Origin of the sequence: Achromobacter sp. ACM02 (genome assembly GCF_014851605.1) — a bacterium.
GTDB classification, from domain to species: domain Bacteria; phylum Pseudomonadota; class Gammaproteobacteria; order Burkholderiales; family Burkholderiaceae_B; genus Achromobacter; species Achromobacter aegrifaciens.
Map to the genome: position 1 here is coordinate 97,402 of NZ_JACUZY010000002.1, position 14,041 is coordinate 111,442.

General features: G+C 67.1%; 6 protein-coding genes. 3 read left to right on the plus strand and 3 right to left on the minus strand.

Annotated features, from left to right (window positions below):
• Nucleotides 1-177 precede the first annotated feature (177 nt).
• Entirely contained in the window at nt 178-1,482 is a 1,305-nt protein-coding gene (locus tag IB258_RS05275; protein ID WP_175181793.1) for an MFS transporter, read from the plus strand.
• A 111-nt stretch (nt 1,483-1,593) separates the two neighbouring features.
• Nucleotides 1,594-2,595, plus strand: a complete 1,002-nt coding sequence (locus IB258_RS05280; protein WP_054452876.1) for a cytochrome-c peroxidase — start codon at nt 1,594-1,596, stop codon at nt 2,593-2,595.
• A gap of 15 nt (nt 2,596-2,610) precedes the next feature.
• Here the strand turns inward: IB258_RS05280 and queF are convergent, their stop codons facing one another.
• Nucleotides 2,611-3,435, minus strand: a complete 825-nt coding sequence (gene queF / locus IB258_RS05285) for an NADPH-dependent 7-cyano-7-deazaguanine reductase QueF (protein ID WP_054452874.1) — start codon at nt 3,433-3,435, stop codon at nt 2,611-2,613.
• A 324-nt stretch (nt 3,436-3,759) separates the two neighbouring features.
• Here queF and aceA point away from each other — a divergent pair, with 324 nt between their 5' ends.
• Complete coding sequence (gene aceA, locus IB258_RS05290; RefSeq protein WP_042794353.1) at nt 3,760-5,079, plus strand: isocitrate lyase; 1,320 nt, start codon at nt 3,760-3,762, stop codon at nt 5,077-5,079.
• 73 nt (nt 5,080-5,152) lie between these two features.
• Here aceA and IB258_RS05295 read toward each other — a convergent pair whose 3' ends face one another.
• Both IB258_RS05295 and IB258_RS05300 read right to left on the minus strand, forming a co-directional pair.
• The gene (locus IB258_RS05295) at nt 5,153-9,802 is read right to left on the minus strand and encodes a hypothetical protein (protein WP_192352265.1); all 4,650 of its coding nucleotides are present in this window, start codon (nt 9,800-9,802) and stop codon (nt 5,153-5,155) included.
• 9 nt (nt 9,803-9,811) lie between these two features.
• The gene (locus tag IB258_RS05300) at nt 9,812-13,984 is read right to left on the minus strand and encodes a hypothetical protein (protein ID WP_192352266.1); all 4,173 of its coding nucleotides are present in this window, start codon (nt 13,982-13,984) and stop codon (nt 9,812-9,814) included.
• Nucleotides 13,985-14,041 lie beyond the last annotated feature (57 nt).

The window sequence follows — 14,041 nt, forward strand, 5'->3', positions numbered from 1 at the left end:
CAGAGCGGCGGCACGGCTCGCGCAAGGCGGCCGCCGTTACATACCAAGAGCGATCCGCCGGCGTGTCCGGGACGGCGCCTACAGTCCAACGCCCGGAACATCCGGACGTTGCCGGAGACAACCCGCGCACCGCCGCATCGGCGCCGCGCCACCTGCCGCTGACCGCGGCCGCCTGCAATGAACACCGCTGCGAATACCCTGGCCCTGGACGCCGCCGCCCGCCGGCGCGACTGGAAGATCATTCTGCTGATCGGGGTCGCCCACGCTTCCTCCCACTTCTTCCAACTGGTCCTGCCCTCGCTCTATGTCTCGCTGGGCAACGAGTTCGGCCTGGACTTTGCCCGCCTTGGGCTGCTGGTGTCCACGTTCTATGTGGTTTCCGGCATCGGCCAGGCGTCCTCGGGCTTCGTGGTGGACCGCATCGGCGCGCGGCCGGTGCTGTGGTTCGGGCTGGCGTGCTTCGTGTTGTCCGGCGTGCTGATCGGATCGGCCAACGGCTACGCCATGCTGGTGGCGGCGGCTGTGGTGGGCGGCATCGGCAATTCGGTTTTCCACCCGGCCGACTATTCCATCATCAACCATCGCATTTCCGCGCCGCGCCTGGGGCATGCCTTCTCCACGCACGGGCTGACGGGCAATCTGGGCTGGGCGCTTACCCCGGTTTTCATGACCAGCATCACCTTGCTCGCAGACTGGCGCGTAGCGGCCTATAGCGCCGCCGGGCTGGTGGCCTTGGTGCTGTTGTTGACGATTCTGGGTCGCGATCTGATCGGCGGCCCGTCGCCGCTGGAAGGCCACGCGGACGTGGAAGCCGGCAAGGCCGCTCCCAAGCCCGCGGCAAAGCCGCAGGAAAGCGTGCTGACGACGCTGACCACGCTCTTGTCCAAGCCGGCGCTGTGGGGCGCGTTCCTGTTCTTCGCCTGCACCTCCATTGCGCTGTCCTCGGTGCAGAACTACACCATCCCCTTGCTGGGCCAGCTGTACGACCTGTCCAAGGTCGCGGCCAGTTCGGCGCTGTCCGGCTACATGGTGGCTTCGGCCGTCGGCATGGCCGCGGGCGGCTTTCTGGTGTCGGCCAATCCGCGCACCGAACGCACCGTGATGGTGGCCCTGATCCTGGCGGGCCTGACGCTGGTGGTGCTGGCGCTGGGTTTGGTGCCGGCTGTGATGGCCGCACCGGTGGTGGCCCTGGCGGGCTTCTGCTCCGGCGTCGCGGCGCCGTCGCGCGACATGCTGATCCGCCGCGTCACGCCCAAGGGTTCCACCGGCTCGGTCTACGGACTGGTGTACTCCGGCATGGACGTGGGCTCGGCCCTGGGGCCGCTGGCCTTCGGCCTGCTGCTGGACGCCGGGCTGCGGCAGGGCCCCTGGGTGGGCGCGGGCGTGGCATTCGCTGCCGCCGCCTTCCTGGCGCAATGGATCGCGGTGCAGGCGCGGCGTGCGGAACCCGCCGCTGCGGCTTCGGCGGCTGTGCGTTCCTGATCATGGCGGGCCCTGCACGGGCCCGACCGTTTGACCCGGCGCAAGGTTCGACCCGTTTCCCTCTGATGTAATGACCTTTATGGGACAAAGGTTATTCACAGGAGAAGCGAAATGAGAAGGGCAAGCGCGTTGCTGGCGGCCGGGGTCGCCTTGGGCAGTTGGATGGGTCTGGCCCAGGCGGCTTCGCAGGAACCGATACAGCCGGTGGAGCCGGCGGTCATCAAGGAGCCGGCCAAGGTCGAACTGGGCAAAAAGCTCTTCTTCGATCCGCGCCTGTCCCGGTCCGGCGCGATTTCCTGTAATTCCTGCCACAACCTGGGCATGGGCGGTTCGGACAATCTCAAGGCCTCGATCGGGCACAAGTGGCAGCAGGGCTCGATCAATTCGCCGACGGTGCTCAACTCCAGCCTGAACATCGCCCAGTTCTGGGACGGCCGGGCCAAGGACTTGCGCGAGCAGGCGGGCGGCCCTATCGCCAATCCCATGGAGATGGCGTCCACTCACGAACTAGCGGTGCAGGTGCTGAATTCCATTCCCGGCTACCGGGCGGAATTCAAGCAGGTCTTCGGCAAAGACGACATCACCATCGACGAGGTCACCGGCGCCCTGGCCGCGTTCGAGGAAACGCTGGTGACGCCCAATTCGCGCTTCGACCAGTGGCTGCGCGGCGACCAGAAGGCGCTGACGGTGCGCGAGCTGGCCGGCTACGAACTATTCAAGAACAGCGGCTGCGTGGCCTGCCACAACGGCGTGGCGGTGGGCGGCAATTCGTTCCAGAAGATGGGCCTGGTCACGCCCTACGTCACCGAGAACAAGGCCGAGGGCCGCGCGGCGGTGACGGGCAAGGACGCCGACCGCTTCAACTTCAAGGTGCCGACGCTGCGCAACGTGGCGCTGACCTATCCGTACTTCCATGATGGCGAGGCAGCTACCTTGACGCAGGCCGTGGACGTGATGGGCCGGTTGCAGCTGGGCCGGACCTTCACGCCCGACGAGAACGCGCAGATCGTGGCGTTCCTGAAGACCCTGACGGGCGATCAGCCGGCGATCCAGTACCCGGTGTTGCCGCCGTCGGCGGACGATACGCCGCGGCCTGAGCCTTTTGTGAAGTAACGCGGTTTCCGGCGCCTACTGGCGGACGGTACGCACGTCCGCCGGCGGCCCGGCTTCGAAATTGCTGCGCCAGGGGTTGATGTCCAGCCCGCCGCGGCGCGTATAGCGCGCATAGACCGTCAGTTGCTCCGGCCGGCAGGCCTGCATGATGTCGCTGAAGATGCGTTCCACGCAATGCTCGTGGAATTCCGCATGCTGGCGGAACGAGATCACGTAGCGCAGCAGCGACTCGCGGTCTATGGGCGCGCCACGGTAGCGGATCTGCACGCTGGCCCAGTCGGGCTGGCCCGTGACGGGGCAGTTCGATTTCAACAGGCGCGACGCCAGCGTTTCCTCGACCACGTCGCCCGCGCGGGTGCGCAGCACTTCGGGGGCGGGCTCGTAGGTATCGATTTCGATATCCAGCTTGTCTATATAGACGCCATCCATTTCGCCCATCTGCAATTCGGAGAAGCGCTGCGGCAGGAAGAAATCCAGCCCCACCGGCGCGCCGGCGGCGGCGCTCAGGTCGCGCTCCAGGCGACCGCGCAGGGCGGCCGAATTGACCAGGCGGGTCTGGTTGAACGAGTTCAGATAGAGCTTGAAGGACTTGGACTCGATGATGTTGGGGCTGTCGGCCGGCACCGAGAAGGTGGCCATGGCCACGCGCGGCTTGCCCTTGGCGTCCAGCCAGGACAGCTCATAGGCATTCCACAGGTCCACGCCGGTAAAGGGCAGCTTGCCGGCTTCCAGGTTCAGCGCCGCGCGATTGTGCGAACGCGCGATGGGGAAGAGCAGGGAGGGGTCGTATTGCGAGGCGTAGGCCACGCTCTGGCCCAGCGGGCCGTGGGACAGCGTCATAGCGGAGTCATCGGAAACTTGAAGAATGAACGCATTGTAGGCGGTCGTAAAAAAGGCCGATTTTCCACATTGTGAAATGTAACCTTCGTCATGTGAAAGCCACTGCTGCGCAGCAGCGGGAGCCCATTTCACAGATGATAATTGCGTTCCGCAATACGAAATCAAGTTTGTAATTTATTGATTTATAAGAATAATATTTTTCGTCTTCTATAAGACATCAGTCCACATTGCTCCGCAGCAGAGGCATAGACTTTGTCCAACGATTCACGCAACGCAGGACGCGAATCTTTTGAAGTCTTCCCATCACTGACCAGGAGCATCAACATGAGCAACCGCGAAACCGAAATCCGCAATCTGCAGAAGGACTGGGCTGAAAACGCCCGTTGGCAAGGCATCAAGCGCGACTACAGCGCCGAGGACGTCATCCGCCTGCGCGGCTCCATCGGCGTGGAACACACGCTGGCGCGCCGTGGCGCCACCCGCCTGTGGGAATTGCTGCATAGCGAGCCTTTCGTGAATTCGCTGGGCGCCCTGACCGGCAACCAGGCCATGCAGCAGGTCAAGGCCGGCTTGAAGGCGATCTACCTGTCCGGCTGGCAAGTTGCCGGCGACGCCAACCTGGCCGGCGAGATGTATCCCGACCAGTCGCTGTACCCCGCCAATTCGGTGCCGCAAGTGGTCCGCCGCATCAACAATTCGCTGACCCGCTGCGACCAGATCCAGTGGATGGAAGGCAAGAACCCGGGCGACGAAGGCTACATCGATTTCTTCGCCCCGATCGTGGCGGACGCCGAAGCCGGCTTCGGCGGCGTGCTGAATGCGTTCGAACTGATGAAGGCGATGATCGAGGCCGGTGCTTCGGGCGTGCACTTCGAAGACCAGCTGGCTTCGGTCAAGAAGTGCGGCCACATGGGCGGCAAGGTGCTGGTCCCGACCCGCGAGGCCGTCGCCAAGCTGGTGTCGGCGCGCCTGGCGGCCGACACGATGGGCACGCCCACCGTGCTGCTGGCCCGCACCGACGCTGACGCGGCCGACCTGGTGACCAGCGACGTCGACGAGAACGACCGTCCCTTCATCACCGGCGAGCGCACCGTCGAAGGCTTCTTCCGCACCAAGGCCGGCATCGACCAGGCCATCTCGCGCGGCCTGGCCTATGCGCCGTACGCCGACCTGATCTGGTGCGAAACGTCCACGCCCAACCTGGAATACGCCCGCAAGTTCGCCGAGGCCATCCATCGCCAGTTCCCGGGCAAGCTGCTGGCCTACAACTGCTCGCCCTCGTTCAACTGGAAGAAGAACCTGGACGACGGCACCATCGCCAAGTTCCAGCGCGAGCTGGGCGCCATGGGCTACAAGTTCCAGTTCATCACGCTGGCCGGCTTCCACGCGCTGAACTACGGCATGTTCGAACTGGCCCACGGCTACGCCCGCCGCCAGATGAGCGCCTTCGTCGAACTGCAGCAGAAGGAATTCGCTGCCGCTGAAATGGGCTTCACCGCCGTGAAGCACCAGCGCGAGGTCGGCACCGGCTACTTCGACGCCGTGACGCAGACCATCGAAGGCGGCCAGTCCTCGACCACCGCGCTGACCGGTTCGACGGAGGAAGCCCAGTTCGAACACGGCAAGGAACAGAAGGCCGCGTAAGCATCGCAGGAGAGTTATGCAGTTGTAGTTGCTGTTGTAGGGTGGATTCGGGTGCCTTCGGGCACCCTTTTTTTTAGAGCCCGAAGAACGCCGAATACACCAGCCTTTCCTCCACCACGCGACGCTGCTGGATGGCGCCGGCGCGCCGTTCGGGCACGGCGTTGTCGGTGTAATAGCGTTCATACTCGCGCACCGCGATGCGCGCGGGCTTGCCGCCGCGGTCGGGCAGCGTGACGCTGGCGGACCAGATGACCGGGTCCAGCAGTTCGCCCAGCAGAGGCCCCTCCAGTACCGGCGGAAAACGCACCACCGGGCCGACCGCCACGTTGCCCAGGCGCGATAGATCGGCCAGCGTCGCGGGCGTGGCGGTTTCCAGGATGGGCAGTTCGCGCATGCGGTCTATCAGTATGGGGCCAGGTATCGGGCCGGGCGGCTGGGGCGCCGGCCCGGACGGGTCCAGCAGGCCCGACGCCAGCACGGCGGCGTCGCTCCAGGCCAGGTCGCTGTCCAGCGCCGGGTCGCGCGTCTGCAGCACCAGCTCTACGCGGTTGCGGCCGCTTTCGGCGGTCTGGCCTATGCCAGGGATGAAGGAGATGTTCAGGTACTCGGAGTCCAGCGGGAACTTCATGGGTCCATGCTTGGGCACCACGCCGCGCAGGCTGAACGCCAGCCGGCCGCGCTTGACCTCGAACACCGCGCGGCGGCGCGGCAGCACCTGGGAGAACTCGGCCTGCACCACCCGCGACAGCTTGGCCGAACCGATGGCGTTGGGCTGATAGCGCGCCAGCGCCAGGCGCACGAAGGGCATGTAGGTCCGGCCGGGATCGAGCTCGATGTCGCAATACCAGCGCGCGCGTTCCTCGCTCCAGCGCACGCGGTGTCCGACCACGTGGACCAGCTGGGCCGGGATTTCCTGCAGATAGACCTGCTCGTCGGTGACGCGCGCCGAGAAGTCCGATACGCGCGCCTTGTGCTTGGGCGGGGGCGTCTCCCAGAGCGGATCCATGCCCCATTGCGTCACCAACGGCGTCAGCGGGTTGGTGATGTCGGTGAAGTTCTGGCCGTCGCCCGCGATCACCACGCCCAGCAGCTCGCCGTCGCCGGAGGAGAACCAGGGCCGCTCCAGCCAGACCCGCAGGCCGTTGCCGAGTCGCGTCACGTCCAGCTTGCCGTTGCTCGCCGTTTCCTCCCAGCGGAAGGTCGGCACGACGTAGGTCAGGACGGGGGCGTCCGGCGGCGCGCTGGCGCGCACGATGGTGTTCTGCGCCGTGCCGTCGCGCCTGAGCACCGGAGCGCCCGGGTCATCGTCCGCGCCTGTTTCCACCAGCGGGCCGTCGGCAACGGGCCCCAGCCGCGTGACCTTGTCCGTCTGCGCGTACAGCGAGGGCGGCAGGTATTCGCGGAACCGCGTGGCCGCGCGCAGGCGGTAGCGGATGAGGCGAAAGCGGGTGTCGCCGAATTCATGGCGGTCGCCGCGCGCGCGCAGCTTGCCGTCCGCGTTCAGTTGTTCCTTCACCGCATTGCTCAGGGTGAAGAGGTTTGCGTAGTTCTCGGACAAGGGAACCTCCGCCAGCACGCCATGGCCGGCCTGGCGTTCCGGACGCGGCTTCTGCAGGTCATCCACCCATTCGTGCCAGTCGGCCTCGATCTCGACCTTGCCGGTGGTGGGGCCGTGCAACCGCACGCGGGCATACAGGTTTGCATGGGCATCGCCAGGTCCGCGCTGCGGTTCCTCGGCCATCAGCAGCAGGGGCTCGCAGATCGGCTGCTGGGTCGCATGGACCAGCACCAGCGAGCGGTACGGCGTGACCATCCAGCAGCCGCCCAGCACGGACGACAGGCGCAGCGTCGCGCGCTCGCCTTCGTTGCTCGCCCAGGCGGGGATGCCGAAGGTGTTGGCCAGGCCGGGATTCACAAAACTGGAATAGCGCAAGCGGGCAATGCGCCCTTTGGGCAGGTAGAAGGTCAGGACCCGCTTGGCCTCGTCCCAGCTTGGGAGTCCGTCGTCGAGGAAATCCTCCGAGCAGGGCGGATCGGCCAGGGTGGCGCGGCGCTCTTCCAGCACGATGCGCAAGCCCAGCGTGTCCGGCCATTTGGACGCATGCGCCACCAGCAGCACAAGTTCTTGCGCGGGCGTTAGCGCGATCACCGCGCTGGGTCCCAGCACCTTCGGTCCCGTGACGCCAGGCAAGGCATGGCCGGGCTGGGCGCGCAGCGCGATGCCGCCCGCAGCGGGGTCCGGCAAATAGGGCGTGAGCACCTGGGCTTCGCGGTGGATGACATATTGCCCGGCGGCCAGGCGCTCGCCGGTGGGGTGCTCGGGCGAGGGCTCTTTCGGCGGCACCTGTGCGGTGGTGGCGATCTGGTCCAACGCCTGCGGCGTCACGAGTTCTATGTCCGTGCCCGGCCCCTGGTCGTAGAGCGTGCCCGCGTCGCGGGCTGCGATTTCATAGGCCTGCTTGATGTTGGCGGGGTTGCCCATCATGCCGTCGAACAGGCCATGTGTTTCGCATTGCAGCTGCGAGGCCTTGGGCGGCACCACGTGGCGTTCATTGATGGCGGTATACGCGTAGTCCTTGGATGCGTCCTCCTGGCGTGCAGCCTTGAAATCGGGGCTGTCGAGGTAGGCCGCCGGGTCCATGCCGGTATTGCTGCGGATCACCATGCGTTCCAGCGACTCGCCTTCGCTCAGGCGGGCGCGCTGCACCAGCGCGGGCGGATCCACCGGTTCGAAGCGCCAGTAGACGACCGGCTGGGTGGCGTTGTCGTCGCGCTCAAGCGATGGATCGTCATGCGCCAGGCTGTTGCCGGCCAGGTCCACCAGGCGCGCGCGGAAGCGGTAGGGCATGCCGAAGCGCAGGCGCGGCAGGCTGCCCTTGGCCGCCGCGAAGCTGACCGCCAGGCCGTTGCCTTTTTCCGTGGCCGTGTCCTGCACGTCTTCCGGCGTTTCGCCCTGCACGCCGCTGTCCGGATCCACGCGGTCGCGCAGGGTGCGTCCCGGACGCGGCGCCACCAGGCTCCAGCCAGTCCAGCGGAACAGGGATTCATGCAGGTATTGGTCGTCCGGATTCTCACCGCCGCTGGTGGAGGCGCCTTTCACATAGCCCTCGTCATCAGGAAATTGCAGCGGCGCGCCGCCGTCCGTGCAGCGGTAGGTGCCGGCGCGCTGGCACAACGAGCGCCATTTCGGGGAATCGCCTGGAGCCTGCGCTTGCGCATCCACGCGATAGCCGCGCAGCAGATCCTCGGCATAGAGCACGATGCTGCCCGGCGCGCCCGACAGGGCGGCATTCTTCAGGGCCGCGGCCGCCGCGTTCTGCGCCACTTCCCAGGCGCGGCCGCGCCGCGCCACGCCCAGGCCGCCCGAGCGCAGCGCGGCCACGCCCTGTTTGTCGCCGGTGGTGTAGGTCACCGCGCCGTCGGCGCCCAGCGCCAGGCTCCTGGCGATCAGATTTTGTGCGCTGAGCACGAAGTCCACAGTCTTGAGCGCCGCGCCGTCGGCGTCGACCTGGTAGACGTCGAACGGCGTGCGGGGTTCGTACAGGTTCCAGCTGTCGTCGGCGCGGCGCAGCTTCAGCATGCCGCGCTCATGGTCGGCGGGGTTTCGCGGACGCGTGGTGAAGCGTTCCGCGTCGCCCGTCCAGGCGGTGGCGGGACAGGCGTCATCGCCGGCGTCGTGCCCGTCCTCCCAGCGCAGGGTCAGGAAGAAATAGCCCTGCGCGGCGGGCGCCGCCGCCAACTGCTGTTCCAAGGCCGAGCCCGGCGGGACCAGGCAATCAATGACCAATCCGAGCTGGCGCAGCAGCGCCGGGTAATCGCCGTAGGACGCCACGATGGCGTGGAAATCCATTTCCGGCTGGACGGGCGGCGCGGGTACGTTCTCGCCGTCCGGCCGCCGGATGCTGCGCTGTTGCGCCGTGGGCGGATCGCGGCGATAGAAGCGGTTGGCCTGGAACAGGGTGTACTCGGCCTGTGAGTTCCATAGCTTCATCAGGTTCTGGTCGGGGCCGGCGAGCCCGCCGTCGTTCCAGCGGGTGGGCAGGGCGCGCAGCGGAAAGCTCACCCCGGGCTGGGGATTGCCTTCGGCGTTCATGCCCGGCGCGGCGGCGTGGCCTTCGTAGACGCTGTGCGGGCCGTAGACCTGCGAGCGCAGCACGCGCTCCGCGCCGTCGCCGCCGTCGTCGAAGAAGCGGTCGAAGCCAGGCAGTGGCATTTCGACGCGCCGGTCGCCCAGCGAGATGAAGGTCGTGCGCGTGCCGCAGTCGCCCAGCATGTCCTTCAGGCCCGGATGCGCGTCGCGCCAGGGCAGCAGGGTGGGCGGCGTGCCGGTGGCCTGCACCGCCAGCCTGCCGTAGTGCTTGCGCGCCAGGCCCAGCACACCCGCCACCGAATACGAGAACAGGTTGACCTTGCTCATGTCGCGGAACACGAAGCCGGCGACCGGCGTGGTCTTGGGCAGCAGCCGTTCCCAGAGCGCCGCGTCGGCCTGCGCCTGCGGCTCCAGTTCGATCTCCGCCGCGCCGGTGTTCAGCGCAAAGCGCACGCGCTCCAGCGTGCGCGGCCAGTTGACCCAGTCGGCGAACGCGTGCAACTGCTGCTCGTTGACGGCCTGCGGCGTCAGGCGCGGCGAGGCCACGATGGAGATGCGCAGCCGGCCGGCGTCGGGGCCGGCGGGCACGCGGCCGTTGGGGATCGCGGTCCAGACTATCGTTTGCTTGGCCATGGACGTTCCTCAGGCAAAGGCTTCGGCGTATTCGCGCCAGGCGTACTCGCTGCTGTCGTCGATCTGCGCCAGCTCCTGCGCCAGCGGCAGGTCGGGATGCGGCCCCATCAGGTCGCGGAAGCCGGGGTCGCCATTGGACCCGGCGAACTTGCGTTCGCATGACAGCGACACGCTCATCGAGAACATGAAGACTTCGATCTCGACGGTGATGGTGGCGCGCCCCGCGCATTTGCCGCTTTCGAACTCGTAGCGCAGTTCCAGGTAGATCTCGATGGAAATGCTGACGATGCCGAGCACGCTGACGCAGCCACCCATGCGGAAGTAGCCGGCCAGCGAGCAGGCGTTCTTTTCCATGCGGAAGTAGATGCCGGCCATGACGTGCACGCCGCCGGAGGCCACGCCCAGATTCACCGACACGCTGGCGCCGAACTCGAAGGCCGCTTCCATCAGCTGGATGCCGCTGGGATCCAGGGTGATGCCGAAAAACCCGCCGCCGCCGAACATGCATACCGACAGGTTGAAAGGCTGTTCGCGCGTGCAGAAATTGAAGCGCACGGACAGGGGCTGGCCGATGAAGGGCACGGTGAAGCCCGCGCCCAGACTGAGGTTGGACAGATTGAAGACGCCGATGGCGACGGCCGGCAGCGCCAGGTCGAAACCGGCGTCCACGCCCTTGGCCGAGATATCCAGATAAGGCGGATCGGAGAATCCGTCCAGCGGGATCAGGTCGCGCAGCGTTTCGACGAAGGACAGCGGGCCCACGAACTTGATGTCTGTCAGCAGCACGTCCACGTTCATCTTCGCGGCCGTGTCGATGCGGAACTCGATCTTCTCGAAGTTCAGCTCCATGAAGCTGGCAGGCGCGATCAGGACCAGGTCGAAGTCCTTCAGCGAGCAGACCACCGACATCTTGGGCGCGCTCTGCCCGTTCTTGCGCACACGCGCTTCCACCGCCACGCGAAAGCCATGCGTATCGTTGACGCGGAACAGCGGCGGGTCGCCAGGCTTGATCGACCAGCTCTTGATCACCGGATTCCAGTCGAAGCGGAGGGTGAGCTCATCGCCGGTCAGCAGTTCCAGCAGCCCCGCGCTGGCCAGCACCGCATCGACCGCCAGCTTGACCGCCTGCAGCGCTGTCTGCGCGATCTGGCGCGGCGCGCCTTCCAGCAGGCGTGCGCCGCCTATGGTGCCGGACAGCGGATCGACCGCGGCCGTGATGGCCTGCAGACGCGGCCTGAGCGTCGCGGCGTCGGCGAACAGGTCGTCCAGCTGGTCGGGGTGGCCCACAACCGCGTCGAGCGCGTCGTACAGCGCCTTGCCCTGCACCAGCAGCGCCGGCACGACGCCGACGCTGTCCAAGAGCGTCTGGGCGGTGTTGGCGGCCTGGCGCAGCGATTGCCGCAGGCCATCAGGCAAGTGCGCGCCGTTCACCTGCGCGTCCGCCGCGGTGCTCAACGCCCGCGCGGCATCGCGCGCGGCGGTGAGCACGGCGGGCAATCCCGGCAGCGCGGGCGCGGCGTCGAAGGACAGTCCGGCCAGCAGCGCGACCTGCGCGCGCACGGCGTCCAGCGCGGCGATCAGATCGTTGACGCGGGCCTTTGCGTCCTGCACCAGGTTCTGCGCGTAGGCCTGCGCCTGGCCGAGCAGATCCTGCAAGGTGTCTTTCAACACCTGCAACGCGGCCTCGGCGATGCGGCCTGGTTGCTGCGCCAGATCCGCCACCAGGGCGTAGAGCCGGCCCATTTCGTTGACCAGGCTTTCCAGCTGGGAGCAGGCTTCCGATACGAAGCGCGGCACCCGCTCCGGCGTGCCGGCGGCGTTGGACACCGCTTCAATCACGTCGCCCAGCGGTATGCAGCCGAACAGCAGCGGAAAGGGCAGGTCCGAGGACATGACCTTGGGGAAGATATCCGGGCCGCTCATCTTGCCGGCGACGAAGTCCGAGACCTTGCCGCTGACCGGACCCGCCATGCGCGACAGCGCCGTGGGGCGCAGATTCGGCTGGACGAAGCCGCCCGCGCGGTCGCCCTGCGCGGAGAAGTTCAGCACCGCGTCGCCGCGATAGCCGGGCTCGGCGTCTATGTTGCCGAAGACCTGGCCGACGTTGCCGGAATCGAATCCGAACCGGAGGTAATGGTCGTTCCAGCTCAGCACGCTGTTGCTGTCGCTGCCGGTCAGTTCAGCCAGCGCGGCGATGCGGATCTCGGCGCGCTTGATGCCGGGATAGAACAGCGGGCCGTTCAAGGAGTCGCTGTAGGCGCGCAGCTGGGTATTGCCCGGATCGACCAAACCGTCGAACTCGATCGTCTCCGCTTGCGCGGCGGTATCGCCGGGCTTGAGCGGGGAGGCGAACGTGACGCGCTGCTGCTTGAACTGCGCGGTGCGGCGGCCGGATTCGGCATCGCGCCAGGCCTTGCGCGTCTGCTTCGCGAAAATCTCCGCGTTCACGTAGTCCGGCGTCAGCCATTGGCCGCTGAGCTTGCGCGGGCAGGCATGGCCGCCGTCCATGAAGATCATGGGCAGGTCGAACTGCACGATGCGGCCATCGATGTCGGTGGCCGAACAGGCGAAGCGGAAGGGGGTTCCGCCTATGCACGGCCAGAACAGCAATTGTCCCAGGCCATCGATGTTGCTGGCCTGGGAGGTAGGGGCATCCAAACTTGGCGTGACGGTGGTCAGGATGCGCACGCTGGAGAATGGCATCTGCCGATGCAGGAAGATCATGTTCCCCGAGTCGTCCCGCGCCTGCAGCTGCGGATCGGCATACACGCGTTCGCGCTGGCGCACGATGATGAACAGGCGTTGGCGCAGGTAGGCCGGGTTACCCGCCCTGGCCGTATGGAACTTGCGTTCGCTGACCTTCACCAGCGAAGCGCGGTGGCCGAAGGGGAACAGCAGGCCCTTGTAGACCACGCGGACGTAGTGGTCGCGGCCCATGGCGCCGCGATGCGTCCATTCTTCCAGCGACAGCCCGGGCGCGTCCCAGTTGCCGCGCGAGTCCAGCCAGGCGCCCAGCGCGGACAGCATCAGCAGCTTGGCGTCCACCGGCTGCGGCGTGTAGTTGGCGACGGAAAAATTCGACGACAGGTGCGCGATCTGGAACCGGTCGAAATCGTCCATCGGCATGCGGAAGGGCGAGGTGTTCGGTTGCGGCAGATAGGTCGTCGCCGGCACGGGAAACGCTGCCTGCATGGGCTTGGTCGTGCCTTCGCCGCCCAGCGCCCAGATGGCGCGCAGGGTCGGCTTGGGATCGTCCGCCTGCGGCGCCGTTGCGCTGTTCTCCGGCTGCGCGGCCAGCAGCTGGGTATGCCAGAGCTCGGTGTGCTGCGTGGCGGCGGAAGTCGCTGGCGCCTTGGCGTGGCGCCAGCGTTCGTCCGCATGCGGGCTGAGGATCAGCCGCCACGGCAGTTCTATCGCCGTCTGCTGCGCGGCGGGCAGCGCGGGTTTGGGGCCGCGCCTGAGGATTTCGATCAGGGCGCTGGTGCGCTGAACCTCACGGACCGGCGCGCCGCCGCCCAGGCGCAATGCGCGCAGGCCTGGCGCGCCGCCGGCCTGCCGCAGCAACAGCGCACCGGGCGCGTTCTGCTGCGTGGCGATGCGTGCGCTGCGCAGCGCGAAGCTCGATAGCGCGGCGCGTTGCACCGGCGAGAGCTTGTCGATGCGGGTGTCGAACAGATCGCGCAGGTTCAGGCGCGGCGCGCTGGGCCCGGGCGGGCGCGCATTGGCGGCCACGGTCAACGGCAGCGACTCCATCGCGGCCAGCACGCCTTCCAGCGTGTAGGGCACGTCGAAGCCGTCGGGAACGTCAAAGGCCAGCCGCGATTCGCCGGCGATGCGAGCGCGCACCGGCGGACCGGTGGGATCTTCCACGCCGCCTGGTTCCGGCTTGCCCGGCGTGGGACGGGGCGGCGGCTGGTTGGCGGTGCCGGGAGGCGGACGTTCGAAGAACGTCTCTTCGCTGATCGACTGCGGCGGGAAGTGAACGATGAGCGTGGCGGCCCCGTCGCCAGCCTTTTTCAGGCGAGGAGGTTGGCCCGGCGCGACCGTCAGGTTGCGCAGCTCCAGCCGCAAGGCCAGCAGATCGGCCGGGCGCAGCACGGCGTGGCCGGGGCGGGTGCCGTCGAAGAAATTACGGTTGGGATTGGGGGCCAAAACAGGAATGTTCAGCCTTCTGGTGACCATGCCAGTTCTCCTGCAAATAAGGAAACCCAGGAACGAAATCCTGCACGTCCAGCTACC

Coding starts and splice junctions, on each gene's coding strand:
- IB258_RS05295 (WP_192352265.1), bottom strand. CDS start 9,802: ATGGCCAAGCAAACGATAGTCTGGACCGCGATCCCCAACGGCCGCGTG.
- IB258_RS05275 (WP_175181793.1), top strand. CDS start 178: ATGAACACCGCTGCGAATACCCTGGCCCTGGACGCCGCCGCCCGCCGG.
- IB258_RS05280 (WP_054452876.1), top strand. CDS start 1,594: ATGAGAAGGGCAAGCGCGTTGCTGGCGGCCGGGGTCGCCTTGGGCAGT.
- aceA (WP_042794353.1), top strand. CDS start 3,760: ATGAGCAACCGCGAAACCGAAATCCGCAATCTGCAGAAGGACTGGGCT.
- queF (WP_054452874.1), bottom strand. CDS start 3,435: ATGACGCTGTCCCACGGCCCGCTGGGCCAGAGCGTGGCCTACGCCTCG.
- IB258_RS05300 (WP_192352266.1), bottom strand. CDS start 13,984: ATGGTCACCAGAAGGCTGAACATTCCTGTTTTGGCCCCCAATCCCAAC.